Raw genomic sequence first — 17,234 nt, forward strand, 5'->3', positions numbered from 1 at the left:
AAGACTGGTAATAATAGTCCTAATATCCATAATACAAAAATAATTTACATATCCTTATGGAAAGTTCTGCTTATAACTTCTAATTGTTGTGCTTTAGTCAATCTATTAAAATGAACTGCATAGCCTGATACTCTTATAGTAAGCGATGGATATTTTTCTGGGTGTTCCATTGCATCTATCAATAACTCTCTATTTAACACATTAACATTTAAGTGATGAGCATTTTGTACAAAATATCCATCTAATATAGATACTAAATTATTTATTCTTTCTTCTTCACTTTTACCCAATGCATCTGGAACTATAGAAAATGTATTTGATACTCCATCTTCACAAATATTTTTGTAAGGTATTTTAGCTACAGAATTTAATGATGCTAAAGCACCATTTTTATCTCTTCCATGCATAGGGTTGGCTCCTGGAGCAAAGGCTTCTCCTGCTTTTCTTCCATCTGGTGTTGAACCTGTTTTCTTGCCATACACCACATTAGAAGTTATTGTTAAAACTGAAAGTGTATGTTTTGCATCTCTATAAGTTTTATTTTTCTTTAATTCATTAATAAATTTATTAACTATCTCCACTGCTATTTCATCAACTCTATCATCATCATTACCGTACTTAGGGAAATCCCCTTCTATTTCAAAATCTACAGCAATACCATTTTCTCTTACTGGTTTCACTTTTGCATATTTTATAGCACTTAATGAATCCGCTACAACAGACAATCCAGCTACCCCAAAGGCCATAAGTCTTTCTACTTCTGTATCATGAAGTGCCATAAGTCCAGCTTCATAAGCATATTTATCATGCATATAATGTATTATATTCATAGTATTTACATACAAATCTGCTATATATTCTAATACTTTGAAATAATTTTCCTTAACTTTTTCATAGTCTAATACGGAATCTTCTATTGCATCTATATTATATATTACTTTAACGTTTTTCTTTTCATCTACTCCACCATTTATAGAATACAATAAAGCTTTAGCCAAATTGCACCTTGCACCAAAAAATTGCATCTGTTTTCCTAAAGTCATAGCAGATACACAACAAGCTATACCATAATCATCTCCATATATATCTCTCATTAAATCATCATTTTCATATTGAATAGAATCCGTCTTTATAGACATATCCGCACAAAATTTTTTAAAGTTTTCTGGTAAGTTTTGTGACCATAATACTGTCATATTAGGCTCTGGTGCCGGTCCTAAATTATTTAAAGTATTTAAAAATCTATAGGATGTTTTAGTAACTAAAGTTTCACCATTTAACCCCATTCCTCCTATAGCTTCTGTAATCCAATTAGGGTCTCCCGCAAAAAGATCATTATACTCTGGTGTTCTAAGATGTCTTACTAATCTTAGTTTTATAACAAATTGATCTATAATTTCTTGTGCTTTTTCTTCTGTTAATATTCCCTGGTTTAAATCTCTTTCTATATATATATCTATAAATGAACTTACTCTTCCTAAAGACATAGCAGCCCCATTATTTTCTTTGACTCCTGCTAAATAACCAAAATATAAAAATTGCACTGCTTCTTCTGCATTTTTAGCTGGTTTGCTTATATCTATTCCATATTTTAGTGCCATTTCTTTCATAGCTATTAAAGCTCTTATTTGCTCGCTTATCTCTTCTCTTTTTCTTATAGTAGTTTCATTCATTTCCCCTTTAACAACTTTTAAATCTTCTTCTTTATTTTTTATTAAATAATCTACTCCATATAATGGTATTCTTCTATAATCACCTATTATTCTTCCTCTTCCATAGGCATCTGGAAGTCCTGTTAATAATCCTGCACTTCTAGCTTTTCTCATCTCTTCAGTATAAGCATCGAAAACACCATCATTATGAGTTTTTCTATATTTAGTAAATATATCTTTTATTTCTGGTTTTAACTTATAATCATAGGCTTCTAAAGCTTGTTTTACCATTCTTATACCACCAAAAGGATTTATAATTCTTTTTAGTGGTTTATCTGTTTGAAGACCTACTATGGTTTCATTTTCCTTGTCTATATATCCTGCATTAAAAGCATTTATAGCAGAAATATTATCTAAATCTACACCTAATATTCCTTTTTTTATTTCTTCCTCTATTAATGTTTCGCATTGTTCCCAAAGATCTTTTGTTTTTTTAGTAGGATCTTTTAAAAAAGTATGATCTCCATAATAAGGAGTATAATTATCTTGTATAAACTCTCTTACATTTATATTATTTTCCCATAAACCTTCATTAAATTTTTCCCATGAATCATAAAACATAGTAAACCTCCTAAAACTTAATATATTTAAAAACCGCTTAGAGCCTATATTACCTAAGAGATTCAGGTATTAACTTTAATTTATAAATCAAATTCTACATCTATCAGCTCTATGCTTTTTTAATTAATTTCATTTTATATCATTTGATAATCTTTGTCAATTACAAATCTTTCTCTCTATTTTATACATATCCTTGCATTATGTCTATATTTTTTTCCATAAACCTTTATTAAAATGTCCCCATGAACTAAAAAACATAATCCCCCTCCTCAATCCTTATATTTGTATTTTAAAGATAAAAAAACCCCCTGGACTTTTTGTTGCCCAGGCGGTCGACATTCTAACTTAAATTTCTAAATCATACTCCCTGTGGTTAAATCCACCTCCGCCAGTCATATGATTTATTCTAAAATTTAATTTTATTTTATATCATTACGAACATTCTGTCAATATAAAATAATTTTATTCATACTATCCCTTTTTATGAAATTTATTACACATTATATATCTTATTTATATATCCCCTCTAATATTTTTTTTGCTAACTCTTCCTCATTTAAAGCTTCATCAACTTCTATCTGTATGTTTTGACTTAATCCCTTAGCATTACCTTTAGTGTATACAATCTCTCCTGTATTATCATCTATTTTTCTTACTATCATAGCTTTATCACCTGGAGCAACTTTAACTGCCCCACCTTTGCGTAGTTCCACCACAAAACTATTTGTAAATTCTATCTCTTGCCCTATTTTATACTTCATAAACTTTCCTTCTTTCTAAATATTTTAAATTTTGTAAAATAAATTTGTATATTTATAGAAATGTTAACTTATCTAATAAATACTTCTAAACTTATTTTATATATAAACTAAAAAAAATAAAATTAGGTTCTCTAATTTTATTTACGAGAAGTAAAAGCAAACCTATATAAATCTCATAAAATAAATCAGAAAACCTAATGTTTAAAACTTCTTATATTTTAACTTACTGTTTCTTCAGCTGTACCTTTTCCATTATAAGATACTGTAGCTAGTAATTCTTCTGGATCTGTATATAATTTTATATCTTCATCTAATTTTATATCTGATACTTTTATATTATCTCCTGGCTGATTTTCTCCAACATTTACTACTATTATTTCTGGAAGTATCCCTACTTTCCCAGCTACCTCTATATATGGAGTAAATTCCTCTAGTAAAAATCCTTTATGTTCTAGTTGTTCTTTTCCTTCAAATTTTACTGGTATACTATTTTTTATAACTTCATCATGTGAAACAGCTTGCATATCTATATTAAGTATTTCACCTGTTGTTGGTTCCTTTTGTATTTCCTTAATTAATACATACTCTTTTTTATCTCCAATATTAAGCCATAATCTTGAATTGATACCAGCTTTATTTAAATATCTTAAAAGGCTAGGAACTTCAAATTTAACCTTTATAGCTTCTTTCATTTCTGCTCCATAAATTATTCCTGGTGCAAATCCTTCTTTTCTGCATTTTTTACCACTTTTTTCTCTTATTATAGCAGTCATTGAAGTATTACTCATATAAAACTCCTCCTATCCCATTGCAAAAATCATAGTAATTATATTTTTATTAGATTATAATCGTTATATATAAGTATAATTTACATTTAAATTACTTCAATATAAATTCCCAAACATTTACTGTTTATTCATATATTAGTAACACTTCATTTATAATGTATATAGTTATTCTATAATATCATTCAGTTTTATAAGAACTTCTCTATATCCTTCCTTTATTATATTATTATCTATTAAGTTATCATAATTACATTTTTCTATGTCTATCTCTAATATTTTTTTATAATTACTACCATATACTTTTTTTAATAATATTTCATAATCCATCAATATATTAAGCCAACTATTTTTATTACTATAATCTATTTTTTTTACATCATAATTTATTTTATCTATTATTCCATATAATTGATTTATATAGCTTATTTCTCTTAAAGTAAATTTTTTAGTTAATACAGCTATATCTTTATAATAGTTTCTATTTATAGAAATACAAACAGGATAATACTCTTCTTTATTTTGTTTAATCTTTTTTATAGTTCTTATTCCCTCAAAAATTGCTGTACATATATCTAGCCTTACAGTTCTTCCACTTTCCTTAAATTTATCTTTATAATATATTTTATCTATTTTTTTATGTTCTTCTAATATATGCTTTTGTATTTCTTCATTCTTAGTAATAGTTTTTCTATTAATGCAAGAACTCCATATTCCACCTATTATAGACCCTATTATTATAGCTGTAGCTGAAATAGCAGTTCCTATTAAAGCTTTAGGCATAACAATACATCCTTTCTATTAAATTTCCAATCTGAAAATTATTAATTGAAATAATTATATTTTTATAAAAATGTTAATATTACGTTAATAACTATGATAAACTGTTGTTATGTCATCTTAATGTATAATTTGATTAATTGTAATGTTTATTTGACAATAATCATTTTTGACAAATAATTTTTTTTATTATATAATTAATTATATTTAGAGTAAAGGATGGTGAATATGGATACAATCGCAAGTATTTTCAGAGAAAAAAATCTAAAATTAACACCTCAGCGTATAGCTGTCTACAAGTATCTTAAATCTACTAAAGAACATCCTTCCGCTGAAACTATATATAAAGCTTTACAACCAGACTATCCTACTATGAGTTTAGCTACAGTTTATAAAGCTTTAAAAACCTTAGTAGAAGTAAATTTAGTTAAAGAGTTAAATGTAGGTGAAGGTAATTTTAGATACGATGCCAATACTCATTCACATCCACATATACAATGTGTTAACTGTGGAAGAGTAGATGATATAGAAGAAGTATCTTTTTCAAACTTAAATAATGAAATAAAAAATTTCACAAAATATAACGTTTTGTATAATCGTGTTTACTTTTATGGCATATGTGAATGTTGCAGCAATAAATCAGATTCAGAAAATTAGTAATTAATAAGCACTTAAATTTATCTAATTTAAGTGCTTATTATATTGCTACTTTAATTAGTAATATTTTATTTTAAATTATCTTCTACAATTTTATTCCACTCTTTTCCTGTATACTCATTGTTTAATATCTTATCAATAGAAGCTGAAATGCTAGACTTAAAAGTATTTGGTAAATTATATAATATCAATATACTATTTTCATTTAAATTACTTAATTTCTCTACAGTAGTTTTATTCAGTTTAGTAAGCTCTCCTTCTTTTTCTTTATTAATTTTCTTATTTCCTGTTACAAAACCCTTTTTCAATAAATATTTTTGAGTTTCTTCACTAAAAGTAAAATCTATAAAATTATTTGCTTCCTCTGAATTTTTAGCTTTTAATGGCAAACACATTATAGAATTTATAATTACAGGTTCTGTGTTATTTAATTTATCTACATTATACAATTGTTTAACAGATTTTATATTAGGATTTTTTATTTGATTATTATAATAAGAAGTACTTACTATAATGGGAATATCTCCATTATTAAATTTTTCTAATGTAACTTCCTTGCCTTCCTCAAAAGAATTCTCATCTAAGGTATTATCTTTAACCATATTATTTATAATATTGAAAGGTTCCTGCATATTTTTTAAATTCTGGTATTCTTTCTTTTCTTTATTATAAATATTTTCTAATTCCATAGAATTTGTTATATTATTTGATATTATTGAAAACATAACTGAATTTATATCTAAATCATTTGTTAACATAACAGGTACTTTAGTTGATGAAGTTTTTAACTTTTTCATAACATTTTTTATATCATTTATATTTTTAGGTTCCTCTATTTTTAGTTTATCTAAAGCCTCAGTGTTATATAAAACTTCTATAGTATAAGGTATAATAGGTAATCCATAATATTTATCTTTAAATCTACCATAGCTATTAAAAACATTATAATAATCTTTAGTAATATCATTTTTTTCATAACTTGTTTCCATGTTATCCAAAAGACCCTTTTGGGATAGCTTTATCATTTCATTTCTTGATACAAATATTAAGTCAGGAGATTTTTCCTTTTTTAATTCTTCTTCCACATTACTACCTAATGCATTATTTATATTTATTTTTACATCTTCATTAGATTTTTTATATTCTTCCATAATAATTTTTAATATATTTAAAGAATTTTCATCTTTAATATCTATATACATATTTAACTCTTTATTATTGGTTTTATTTTCTTTTTTACAAGAAACAAAAGTTATTGGCAATATTAATATAAGAATGAAACATATTATTTTTTTAAATTTCAACAACACTTCACCTCCATCGGAAGTATATTCTTCTATTTTTATTTTGTACAAATTAATTAAATATATAATAGCTTCATATAATTAATTAGAGGTGAATTATATGAAAATGAGGGTATTTTTCCTAAAAAGAAAATCTATTTATTATTTCTTGCTTTTAAGCTTAATCTTAATAACTTTATTAACCACTATTAAGTATAAAGATACTTCTGCTTTTAACTTACTAAAATCCAATAAAACTATAAGAAAAGATTTAACTGGTGATGGAAATGAGGATAGTATAAATATTACTAGTAAAGATAACAAATATTCTATAACTATAAAATCTCAAAATAAAAACTACACATTAAAAAACAATGAAAACAAAAAATTTATAGGAGATCATAATAAATTTTGGCCTATTAGTATTAATTTTGAAGATATTTCCAGAGATAAAATTCCTGAAATATTTATACAATGTTCTCAATATAAAATGCCTGTACAATATATTTTTACATGGCAAAATAATGAATTTAAAAAACTATATTCATCTAATAACAATATTATTGGATTAATGGATTATAATAATAATAAAACTCCCAAAATTATATCTGGCAATCTTAAAAATGGCAAAATAGTTTTTGATTCATTTATGTTTATGGAAGACAATCTTCAAAGATTTGACTATAACTTTAATGAGGATTTTATGGGAAGCAATACTATTATAGAATTTATAAATTATATTCAAAGTCTTCCTATATCTGAAGAAAATAGACCTGAAAATATACTTATAAATAGCATAAGTGGCAAAGACACATCTGTTATAGGCAATCTTGTAAAAGAAAATAACATATACACTTTTCAAGATGCCAATTTTAAGGATATAAAAAATAATAGAGATGGAGAAATTAGTGAAATAAAATGGTCTTTAAATTTTAAAGGTATGTCAAAACAAGACAATAATTTAATAAAAAATTATAACATAGATGTTCTATTAAAGTTAGTGGATAATCCTGATGATAATTATAGATTTAAGATTTATTCCATTATTTTAAATTAAAAACAAAAAGGGACCGTTTTACGGTCCCAAGGGGGATGGGGGGTTGTTGCATCAAATATATAGATTTTATATATTTGATGCATTAGGGAGATTATCTCGCCTAACTACATTTATATAATTGCCAATTTAAATAAAATTATTCAAATTTATTAAAACTTTATTAATTATATATATTATTTAATTCAGATATCTCCTCTATCAGCTGGAACTTTAATTCTTTAGGCTCTAAAACCTGTACATCTTTTCCGAACCCTAAAATCCATCTCTTTATTTCCTGTAAATTTTCTACATATACTTTAAATAAAACTTCACCATTTTCAAGTTCCTCTATTTCTTCATTTATATACCATTTATTCCCTTTTATGAAATCTGCCCTATTTTTACTAAACTTTAGTTCAACTTTCACCTTATTGTGTATAAATATACTTTTATATTTTTCTAAAAAACTATTTATTGAAAAACTTTTAGAAATAACAAAAGTATCCTTTGTATCCTTTATATCTTTAATTCTGTTTATATCAAATATTTCTATGTATTTATTGAAATGACAATATCCTACAATATACCATTTCCCATATTTAAACATAATATCATAGGGATCTATTTTTCTAAAAGTAATTTCGTTCTTATTTATACTAAAATAACTTATATTTATAGATTTATTGTTCATTATAGAATTACATATTTTAAATATTTTATCCTGTGAAATTTTATTATTTCCTATACTGTTTATCCTAAAATCATTAAAATTATATATATTATCTAATTCTATATCCTTACTACTTAAATTATTTTTTATCTTTCCTAAAGCTGTTTTATATTCTTTTTCATAAATAAAGCCATTTTCTTCTGTTAAAATTTCCCCTGCCATTAACAATGCTTTTATTTCATTTTCATTTAACTCAGGACTTTTCATATAAAAATTTTTATCTATATAAAAACCTCCATATCTTCCTTTTTTAGCGTATATAGGTATATTGGCTAAATTTAAACTATTTATATATCTATATATTGTTTTTTTATCCACCATTAAAAAATCTGAAAGTTCCCCAGCTGTTACAAATTCTTTATATTGAAGTATAATTAATAATTGTAATATATGAGAAATTTTTGACATATTATCACCTCTTTTCTATTCTTTAGTTATATCGTTATATTTATAATATTTTTTAGTTTTACCAAATAATATCTTTAAATTAATTACATATAATAAACATATTTTATTATAAACATACAATTTATAATGATTAATTTTTTAAATAATTATATTCCTATAATTATTATGCTAAAAAAATAGAAAGAACTTTAAGTCTTTCTATAAAAAGCACTATTTATTTTTTCATCAATCTACTGACATAATATATCTGTATTAATTTATCTACGAGGTCTTTCTTATCTGGATTAACCATAGGTCTTAACATATTTAAAAATTGTAATGTATAATCATTTTGCATTTGATTAAGGTTCATATTATTCATATTATTATTCATATTGTTATTCATGTTATTAAATACATTATTATTATCATATTTTTCATCATCATAGTCATCATCGTAATCATCATCATTACTATTATTATTTCCTTTATTTAATGATGTCATTATATTAGACAACTGATTCATATCTATATTATTTAACATATTTTGTATATTATTCATATCTAAGTTATTTCCATTTCTATTGTCATATTTATGTTTATGCTTTTTTTTATGCTTAGACATTAAATACCTCCATTTAAATTAATGGTAAGGAGGGTTAATAAACCCTCCTTGCTTAAGTTATTAGCAGCACAATGAAAAGTCTCCACAACAGCTTAAGAAGAATAATACTATTATAAATAATATACTATTATCTATTTCACAGCACCCTCTTCTGCTTATGTGATGGTCATCATGACCTCTTGTGCAGCATCCAAATTGTAGTAATATTAATATTAATATTATTAGCCCATTACCTGAGCCTCTTCTTTCTCTGCATCTGCTTTTGCTTCTGCATTTGCATTTGCATTTACATCTTTTTGACATGCTAAACCCCCCTTTCCCGGGCTATGGCTTTTTGTATTTTATTTTTCTTCCTTAGCATTCTTCTTCCCTAGCATCTACATTGATTATATTACCAGATGATCTAGGTTCTCTTACTTCTCTTATTGTCGTACATGTTGACTGTCTACAACAACAACATAATATTAAGATTAAGATTATTATAAATGACCAGTCACAACAACAATTATCATCATCACAGCAATCACAACAATCTCTTCTCTTATGTCTTCTTCTTCTACAGCGGCATTCGCATTCACAACAGTTTCCAAAATTGCCAAAACCTCCAAAGCCACTTCCATTGCAACAGAACAATAGTATAAGCACTATAATCCAAATAAACGAACTGCCAAAACCAAATCCTAGTCCTGGTCCACAGCCTGGAATTTTGCAATCTTTATCATTTGTAACTCCATTTAATAAACCTGCTATGTCATTAAAATCCACTTTACATCCCCCCTTCAAAGGTTAGTTTATTATTTTTTAAACCTAGTTTCTTTATTATCTTTTGTTCTTAATATATAGTATTCTACTAATGTATTTTTGACACAAAACTATAATTGAAAAATTTTTAAAAATAAAAGCAATAAAATATCCATAAAATAGATATTTTATTGCTTTTATCCAATAAATAAACATATTATTAAATTTATAATAAACATATATTATTTTTAATGTTATAACTTAGTTAAAAATATCATAGCTGTATTAACAAGATTAAATACAAAATGATTAAATACAGCATACCAAAACCCTTCTTTATGTATTAAATAGCAATTAAATAAAGCTATAAATACTAGAGCAGGAAATACTTTTACATTAAAATGAACAATCCCAAAAAGTATGCTACTTATAATAGATGCTAATACTATACCTAATCTTTTATTTAATAACTTTTCAAATATATACCACCTAAAAACGAATTCTTCTGCCACTGGAGCAAATATAACAGTTACAGGTATAACTATTAAAAATTTATTTAAAGGCATATTAGAAAGCCAGGTAACCACATCCTGATCTTTTAAATCTAACTTTAATGAATTAAAAATGATATAAAATATAATCATTATTAGAATATATCCTAAATAGGATATTAGGGCATATTGTATACCCTTTATAAATGAAAAACTAGATATATTAAATTTAAACCTATGGTAATCATCATTGTATCTAAACTCATGTAATTCTTCAGACATTTCCTGCCGTTTTCTTAATTGAAATATATTCATCAGCGTTAATACAAATGGAAAAAGATTTTGTGTAAATAAAGATCCTATTATATAAACTATAAAAATAATAACACTTATAAATATATTATTTTTCTTTGGCTTTATTCTAAAAAATAATATTATAGGGGGCATCCATAGTATTATAAATGTAAGTATGCTTTTTATTAATTCCATTATATCTTCCCCCTAAATCTAATCTAGTAAACTAATATTTGTTCTAGAACTTCTTCTTTTCCTTCTTTATTTAATGAAGATATTAACAAAATCTTATCGTCTTTGTCCATCTTTAACGTATCTCGTATAATTTTTTTGTTTTTATTTATATCATTTCTTTTTAATTTGTCAAGTTTAGTTCCCACTACTAATACTTCATAATTATAATGTTTTATCCAGTTATACATATTTATGTCATCACTGGTTGGTTTATGCCTACTATCAACTAATAAAACTATTTTTTTTAGTTGATCTCTTTCTACAAGATACTGTTCCATTATATATCCCCAGTTTTCTTTTTCTTTTTTTGAAACTTTAGCATAGCCATAGCCAGGTAAATCTACAAAATACATATTCTCATTTATTAAGAAAAAATTTATTAATCTGGTCTTCCCCGGAGTAGAACTAACCTTTACTAGCTTTCTTCTATTAGTCAATGTATTTATAAGAGTAGACTTACCTACATTAGATCTTCCTACAAAAGCAATCTCTGGTCTACCATCCTCAGGATATTGAGCTTTTTTCACTGCTGATATTACAAATTCTGCTTTTTTTATTTCCATTTCCATATTTAATCTCTCCATTATTATTCTTTTATTAAAGCATTATCAAGAACCTTTTCTATTTTATCAGCTACAATAAAATCAATTTTACTTTTTACAGTTTTAGGAATATTTCTCAAATCTTTTTCATTAGCTTTAGGAATTATTATTGTATCTATTCCAGCCCTATATGCCGCTAATGACTTTTCTTTTAATCCACCAATAGGTAGCACTCTTCCTGTCAATGTAATTTCTCCTGTCATAGCTACATTATGTTTAACCTTTTTATCACCTAAAGCAGAAATTAATGCAGTTATCATAGTTACTCCCGCTGAAGGACCATCTTTTGGTACTGCTCCTTCTGGTACATGTATATGGATATCCTTATTTTTATAGAAATTAGTATCTATTCCATATTCACTAGCATTTGATCTTACATAACTATATCCTGCTTTCGCGGACTCTACCATAACTTCTCCTAATTTTCCTGTAAGTTGCAATTTGCCATTACCCTCCATGACGGTAACTTCTATAGGTAGGGTATCTCCACCATAAGCAGTCCAAGCTAATCCTGTTACTACACCAACTTTATCCTCTTTATCTGCTTTTTCATAGGAAAATACCTCTGGTCCTAAATATTTCTTAACATGGTTTACTGTAACGTTAGTTGTATCTTTATTTTTTTCGATCATTTCTGTTATAGACTTTCTTATAATAGAGGATATTTTTCTTTCTAACCCTCTAACTCCTGATTCACGAGTATAATTATCTATAATATAATATATAGAGGAGTTAGAAAAAGTAATTTTCCCATCTTCCATATTATGCTCTTTTAATTTTTTAGGAATAAGATGGTTTCTAGCTATATAAAACTTTTCTTCTGAAGTATATCCAGATACTTCTATAATCTCCATTCTGTCTAACAATGGCCCGGGTATTGTACTTAAAGTATTTGCAGTTGTTATAAACAACACTTTAGATAAATCAAAATCTAATTCTAAATAGTGATCTCTAAAAGTAGCATTTTGTTCTGCATCTAATACCTCTAATAATGCATCTGCTGGATCCCCTCTAAAATCATTACTCATTTTATCTATTTCATCAAGTAAAAATAATGGATTTCTAGATTTTGCTTGCTTCATACCATAGATTATTCTTCCTGGTATTGCTCCTACATAAGTTTTTCTATGGCCTCTTATTTCTGCTTCATCTCTTACTCCACCTAAAGACATTCTTACAAAATTCCTATTTAAAGAATGTGCTATAGACTTAGCTATAGATGTTTTTCCCACTCCTGGTGGTCCTACTAAACATAATATAGGTCCTTTTAGAGTTTTACTAACTTTTCTTACTGCTAAATATTCTATTATTCTATCTTTTACATCCTTTAATCCATAATGTTCTTTATCCAATATGTCTCTAGCTTTTTTTATATCTAGATTATCTTTAGTATCTTTATTCCATGGTAATGATAATATCCAGTCTAAATAAGTCCTAATAACTCCCCCCTCTGCAGAGAAATTACCAGAATTTTTTAGCCTATCTAATTCATATATAGCTTTTTCTTTTACCTCTTTAGGAAGTTTTGCTTTATTTATTTTCTCTTTATATAAATTTATTTCTTTTTTATCTTCCTCTTCTTCCCCTAACTCTTCTTGTATAGCCTTTAATTGTTCCTTTAAATAATATTCCTTTTGTACTTTATCTATTTTGTTCTTTACTTTAATTCCTATTTTTCTTTCAATTTTTAGTATTTCTATCTCTTCATTTATAATGATTAATATTTTTTCTAATCTCTCTTTAGAATCAATAATTCCTATGAGATCTTGTTTTTCTTCTTGATTTATATTTATGTATGAACCTATAACATCTGCTATTTTACCTGGTTCTTCTAAATCTTCTACTCCTACAGTTAAATCTGAAGATGAATCACCTGAAAGCTTAATATACTCATCAAAATTAGTTTTTACTAATCGTATAAGAGCATCTACTTCCTTATCATCTTCATATTGATTATCTTCTATCTCTTCTATCTCCACTTTTAAAAATGGTTCTTCTTCTAAATAATTAACTATTCTACCTCTAGTTTTTCCTTCCACTAAAACTCTAACTGTATCTCCTGGCAATTTTAGTATTTGTTTTATTTCACATATAGTTCCTACATCATATATGTCTTCTACAATTGGTTCTTCTGTTTCAGCCTCTTTTTGAGCAGATAAAAATATTTTTTGTTCATTTTCCATAGCTTCTTCTAAAGCTAAAATAGATTTTTCTCTACCTACATCAAAATGTAAAATCATATACGGAAATATAATTATTCCTCTCAATGGAATTAAAGGAAGAACTTCTAAGTTTTCTTTCATATATCTCCCTCGCTTTGATAAATTTAGCTTTATATATAGCTAGACTAATATATTATACCTATAAAAATACTTTTTTTCAAATAGTTATTATAAGGTTATTTATTATTTTTTTAAAATTATACTTAACTATATGAATTTTATTTAGTCATAGATTCTGCTGATAGAAATTCTACACTCTTATCTATATTTAAAAATAATTTATCCTCTTCTCCAACACAAACAGCTTCTTTTATTACTGTTTTTATATTTGAAGCAGGTATTACTTTTACCTTATCTAATTTTTCAAATTTATCCTGCCAATTTTCCTTAGGTATTATAATTTTTTTGGCTCCAGCTTTAATAGCAGCCTCTACTTTAGAACTTACTCCCCCTACAGGTTTTACTTCCCCATGAATAGATATCTCTCCAGTCATAGCTACGGTGTTATCTACAGGTTTACCTGTAATAGCACTATACACTGCTGTAGCTATACTTATCCCCGCCGATGGCCCATCTACAGGTATACCACCTGGAAAATTTATATGTATATCACATTCATCACACTCTAAATCAAATATTTGCTTCATTATAGTAATAACATTTTGGACAGAACACCATGCAGTACTTTTTCTAATTGCTTTTTTATTAGAACTATTAATTTCTTCCTCTTCAACTAACCCAGTTATAGATAAATTTCCTTTTCTAAAGTTTATTCTCTTAGCGGTTGCTTCTATCTCCATAACCATGCCCATATTAGCTCCATACACTGCTAATCCATTTACATATCCAACTTTAGGTTCTAATGGTATCTTCTTTTGTATTCTTGGAGAATATTGACCATTTTCTATAACCCATTCTACATCCTGTATTAATATCTTATTTCTATTACTATTTATTGATAAACCTGCAGATAATTGCACTAAATTTATAGTATCTCTACCATTATTACAATATTTAGATATTAATTCACAAGCCTCTTCTTCTATAGTAAAATTTAATTTTTTAATGGCATTCATAGCTATCTTCTTTATTTCTTCTGGTAATAAAGCCCTAAAAAATACTTCTACACATCTAGATCTTAAGGCTGGAGTTATTTCTTCTGGACTTCTTGTGGTAGCCCCTATTAATCTAAAATCCGCTGGCAAACCGTTTTCAAATATATCTTTTATATAACTTGGTATATTATTATCTGAAGAATTATAATAAGCACTATCTAAAAAAACTTTTCTGTCCTCTAAAACTTTTAACAATTTATTCATTTCACTAGGATGAAGCTCTCCTATTTCGTCTATAAATAATATTCCTCCATGAGCCTTAGTTACTGCTCCTGCCTTTGGTTGAGGCACTCCTGCCAGACCTAATGCTCCTGCTCCTTGATAAATAGGATCATGAACTGAACCTATTAAAGGATCTGCTATTCCTCTTTCATCTGATCTCACTGTAGTAGCATCTATCTCCATGAATTTAGATTGTTGATTAAATGGAGAATATTCTTTTTTCTTTGCATCTTCTAAAATTAATCTAGCCGCTGCTGTTTTTCCTGTTCCTGGAGGTCCATATATTATTACATGCTGTGGATTAGGACTACATATAGCAGCTTTTAATGCTTTTATTCCATTTTCTTGACCTATTATTTCATCAAAAGATGAAGGCCTACTTTTTTCTGTTAAAGGTTCTGTTAATTTTATGCTTCTCAACTTTTTTAATGTGTCTATTTCTTTCTTATTTTCTTTGTCAATTACCACCTTATTAGATTTTTGACTCTTTAATGCATTCATAAAATATAATCCCATAATAACTGTAAAAAATATTTCTATTAATATTAATGTTTGCGTCATATCCAAAACCCCTTTAATACTTTTTTTATTATTATGTTCTTTTTCCATCTTATATATTCAAAAATAGTATCTTATTCGTTCCATGTAATAATAAAAAAATAACACCAAGATAAAATCTTGGTGTTATTTTTATGCTGTTTCAGAATCTTTTCTCTTCTTACCTTTTTTAGGTTTGATAGGTAATCTTTTACCACCTTCAGCCTCTATAAGCTCTGGTTTTCTAGTTTTTATACAATCTTCATTTACTATTACCTTACTTATATTTTCTTGAGATGGTATATCAAACATAATTTCTCTCATCATGTCTTCTATTATAGCTCTAAGCCCTCTAGCTCCAGTATTTCTATTTATTGCTTCATCAGCAATTCCCTTTAATGCCTCTTGGTTAAATTCTAATTCTACATCATCTAGTTCAAACAATTTCTTATATTGTTTTACAAGAGCATTTTTAGGTTCAGTTAATATTTTTATTAGAGCTTCTCTATCTAATTTATCTAAAGTAACCACTATAGGCAATCTTCCAATAAATTCAGGTATTAAACCAAATTTTAATAAGTCTCCTGGCATAATATCTTTTAAAAGCTTACCTAAATCTTTTTCTTTCTTAGATTGAATTTCAGCTCCAAATCCTAAAGAACTAGTTCTTGTTCTTCTTTCTATTATCTTATCTACACCATCAAAAGCTCCACCACAAATAAATAATATATTTGTAGTATTTATTTGTATAAACTCTTGATGTGGATGCTTTCTTCCACCCTGTGGCGGAACAGCTGCTACAGTACCCTCAAGAATTTTTAATAATGCTTGTTGTACTCCTTCACCTGATACATCTCTAGTAATAGAAGGATTTTCTGATTTTCTTGCTATTTTATCTATTTCGTCTATATACACTATTCCTTTTTCTGCTCTTTCTATATCATAATCAGCATTTTGGATAAGTTTTAAAAGAATATTTTCTACATCTTCTCCTACATAACCAGCTTCTGTAAGTGTTGTAGCATCTGCTATAGCAAAAGGTACATTTAAAAACTTAGCTAATGTTTGTGCTAATAATGTTTTTCCTGAACCTGTAGGTCCTAAAAGAAGAATATTACTCTTTTGAAGTTCTACATCATCATTATTTGTATTTGAATTTATTCTTTTGTAATGATTATACACAGCCACAGATAATGATTTTTTAGCATCTTCTTGACCTATAACATATTGATCAAGATAAGTCTTTATCTCTGTAGGTTTTGGTAATGATGTTAAATCCACTTGTATATCATCTTCAAACTCATCACTTATTATTTCAGAACAAAGTTCTATGCATTCATCGCATATATATACCCCTGGGCCTGCTATCAGTCGTCTTACTTGATCCTGTGTTTTGCCACAGAATGAACATTTCAACTGTTTTTTTTCATCTAATTTAGACATTCCTACACCTCACTAA

At 26.6% G+C, this 17,234-nt stretch carries 16 protein-coding genes and 1 riboswitch; of the genes, 2 read left to right on the forward strand and 14 right to left on the reverse strand.

Going from position 1 to position 17,234, the window contains the following annotated elements; genetic code table 11:
- Positions 1–44 precede the first annotated feature (44 nt).
- The 4 genes from pflB to ACYUDJ_RS18480 all read right to left on the reverse strand — a co-directional run bounded on the left by pflB (position 45) and on the right by ACYUDJ_RS18480 (position 4,602).
- On the reverse strand, positions 45–2,273 hold the full coding sequence (gene pflB, locus ACYUDJ_RS18465; RefSeq protein WP_003483402.1) for a formate C-acetyltransferase: 2,229 nt from the start codon (positions 2,271–2,273) through the stop codon (positions 45–47).
- 315 nt (positions 2,274–2,588) lie between these two features.
- A riboswitch (ZMP/ZTP riboswitch) is annotated at positions 2,589–2,679 on the reverse strand.
- A gap of 103 nt (positions 2,680–2,782) precedes the next feature.
- Positions 2,783–3,034 (reverse strand): hypothetical protein, encoded by a 252-nt coding sequence (locus ACYUDJ_RS18470; RefSeq protein ID WP_003483400.1) that lies wholly within the window; start codon positions 3,032–3,034, stop codon positions 2,783–2,785.
- A 218-nt stretch (positions 3,035–3,252) separates the two neighbouring features.
- Complete coding sequence (locus ACYUDJ_RS18475) at positions 3,253–3,822, reverse strand: 50S ribosomal protein L25 (protein WP_003483398.1); 570 nt, start codon at positions 3,820–3,822, stop codon at positions 3,253–3,255.
- 165 nt (positions 3,823–3,987) lie between these two features.
- Complete coding sequence (locus tag ACYUDJ_RS18480; RefSeq protein WP_003483395.1) at positions 3,988–4,602, reverse strand: hypothetical protein; 615 nt, start codon at positions 4,600–4,602, stop codon at positions 3,988–3,990.
- Between the two features lie 225 nt (positions 4,603–4,827).
- Here ACYUDJ_RS18480 and perR point away from each other — a divergent pair, with 225 nt between their 5' ends.
- The gene (gene perR, locus ACYUDJ_RS18485) at positions 4,828–5,256 is read left to right on the forward strand and encodes a transcriptional regulator PerR (RefSeq protein WP_042384258.1); all 429 of its coding nucleotides are present in this window, start codon (positions 4,828–4,830) and stop codon (positions 5,254–5,256) included.
- Between the two features lie 68 nt (positions 5,257–5,324).
- Here the strand turns inward: perR and ACYUDJ_RS18490 are convergent, their stop codons facing one another.
- On the reverse strand, positions 5,325–6,560 hold the full coding sequence (locus ACYUDJ_RS18490) for an ABC transporter substrate-binding protein (protein ID WP_042384255.1): 1,236 nt from the start codon (positions 6,558–6,560) through the stop codon (positions 5,325–5,327).
- Positions 6,561–6,660: 100 nt separating this feature from the next.
- On the opposite strand from ACYUDJ_RS18490, the gene ACYUDJ_RS18495 reads away from it, so the two are divergent.
- Positions 6,661–7,596, forward strand: a complete 936-nt coding sequence (locus tag ACYUDJ_RS18495; RefSeq protein ID WP_003483389.1) for a hypothetical protein — start codon at positions 6,661–6,663, stop codon at positions 7,594–7,596.
- Between the two features lie 160 nt (positions 7,597–7,756).
- On the opposite strand, the gene ACYUDJ_RS18500 is transcribed toward ACYUDJ_RS18495, so the two are convergent.
- From ACYUDJ_RS18500 to clpX, 9 genes are all read right to left on the reverse strand, one after another.
- Positions 7,757–8,713, reverse strand: a complete 957-nt coding sequence (locus ACYUDJ_RS18500; RefSeq protein ID WP_003483387.1) for a helix-turn-helix transcriptional regulator — start codon at positions 8,711–8,713, stop codon at positions 7,757–7,759.
- Between the two features lie 214 nt (positions 8,714–8,927).
- Positions 8,928–9,317 (reverse strand): hypothetical protein, encoded by a 390-nt coding sequence (locus tag ACYUDJ_RS18505; protein ID WP_003483385.1) that lies wholly within the window; start codon positions 9,315–9,317, stop codon positions 8,928–8,930.
- A 60-nt stretch (positions 9,318–9,377) separates the two neighbouring features.
- The gene (locus ACYUDJ_RS18510) at positions 9,378–9,620 is read right to left on the reverse strand and encodes a hypothetical protein (protein WP_042384252.1); all 243 of its coding nucleotides are present in this window, start codon (positions 9,618–9,620) and stop codon (positions 9,378–9,380) included.
- Positions 9,621–9,671: 51 nt separating this feature from the next.
- Positions 9,672–10,082 (reverse strand): hypothetical protein, encoded by a 411-nt coding sequence (locus tag ACYUDJ_RS18515; RefSeq protein WP_003483383.1) that lies wholly within the window; start codon positions 10,080–10,082, stop codon positions 9,672–9,674.
- 230 nt (positions 10,083–10,312) lie between these two features.
- On the reverse strand, positions 10,313–11,038 hold the full coding sequence (locus ACYUDJ_RS18520) for a CPBP family intramembrane glutamic endopeptidase (RefSeq protein ID WP_003483382.1): 726 nt from the start codon (positions 11,036–11,038) through the stop codon (positions 10,313–10,315).
- A 23-nt stretch (positions 11,039–11,061) separates the two neighbouring features.
- A complete protein-coding gene (gene yihA / locus ACYUDJ_RS18525) occupies positions 11,062–11,646 on the reverse strand; it encodes a ribosome biogenesis GTP-binding protein YihA/YsxC (RefSeq protein ID WP_080333660.1) in 585 nt (194 codons plus the stop codon).
- A 17-nt stretch (positions 11,647–11,663) separates the two neighbouring features.
- Positions 11,664–13,982: an endopeptidase La gene (gene lon / locus ACYUDJ_RS18530; protein ID WP_003483378.1), complete on the reverse strand. Its 2,319-nt coding sequence runs from the start codon at positions 13,980–13,982 to the stop codon at positions 11,664–11,666.
- Positions 13,983–14,119: 137 nt separating this feature from the next.
- Complete coding sequence (gene lonB, locus ACYUDJ_RS18535; RefSeq protein ID WP_042384248.1) at positions 14,120–15,799, reverse strand: ATP-dependent protease LonB; 1,680 nt, start codon at positions 15,797–15,799, stop codon at positions 14,120–14,122.
- 129 nt (positions 15,800–15,928) lie between these two features.
- Positions 15,929–17,218 (reverse strand): ATP-dependent Clp protease ATP-binding subunit ClpX, encoded by a 1,290-nt coding sequence (gene clpX / locus ACYUDJ_RS18540; protein ID WP_003483374.1) that lies wholly within the window; start codon positions 17,216–17,218, stop codon positions 15,929–15,931.
- Positions 17,219–17,234 lie beyond the last annotated feature (16 nt).

This window comes from Clostridium sp. CTA-6, from assembly GCF_054768115.1.

Coding starts and splice junctions, on each gene's coding strand:
- perR (WP_042384258.1), top strand. CDS start 4,828: ATGGATACAATCGCAAGTATTTTCAGAGAAAAAAATCTAAAATTAACA.
- ACYUDJ_RS18495 (WP_003483389.1), top strand. CDS start 6,661: ATGAAAATGAGGGTATTTTTCCTAAAAAGAAAATCTATTTATTATTTC.
- lon (WP_003483378.1), bottom strand. CDS start 13,982: ATGAAAGAAAACTTAGAAGTTCTTCCTTTAATTCCATTGAGAGGAATA.
- ACYUDJ_RS18480 (WP_003483395.1), bottom strand. CDS start 4,602: ATGCCTAAAGCTTTAATAGGAACTGCTATTTCAGCTACAGCTATAATA.
- ACYUDJ_RS18470 (WP_003483400.1), bottom strand. CDS start 3,034: ATGAAGTATAAAATAGGGCAAGAGATAGAATTTACAAATAGTTTTGTG.
- ACYUDJ_RS18475 (WP_003483398.1), bottom strand. CDS start 3,822: ATGAGTAATACTTCAATGACTGCTATAATAAGAGAAAAAAGTGGTAAA.
- clpX (WP_003483374.1), bottom strand. CDS start 17,218: ATGTCTAAATTAGATGAAAAAAAACAGTTGAAATGTTCATTCTGTGGC.
- lonB (WP_042384248.1), bottom strand. CDS start 15,799: ATGACGCAAACATTAATATTAATAGAAATATTTTTTACAGTTATTATG.
- yihA (WP_080333660.1), bottom strand. CDS start 11,646: ATGGAAATGGAAATAAAAAAAGCAGAATTTGTAATATCAGCAGTGAAA.
- ACYUDJ_RS18510 (WP_042384252.1), bottom strand. CDS start 9,620: ATGTCAAAAAGATGTAAATGCAAATGCAAATGCAGAAGCAAAAGCAGA.
- ACYUDJ_RS18505 (WP_003483385.1), bottom strand. CDS start 9,317: ATGTCTAAGCATAAAAAAAAGCATAAACATAAATATGACAATAGAAAT.
- ACYUDJ_RS18500 (WP_003483387.1), bottom strand. CDS start 8,713: ATGTCAAAAATTTCTCATATATTACAATTATTAATTATACTTCAATAT.
- pflB (WP_003483402.1), bottom strand. CDS start 2,273: ATGTTTTATGATTCATGGGAAAAATTTAATGAAGGTTTATGGGAAAAT.
- ACYUDJ_RS18520 (WP_003483382.1), bottom strand. CDS start 11,038: ATGGAATTAATAAAAAGCATACTTACATTTATAATACTATGGATGCCC.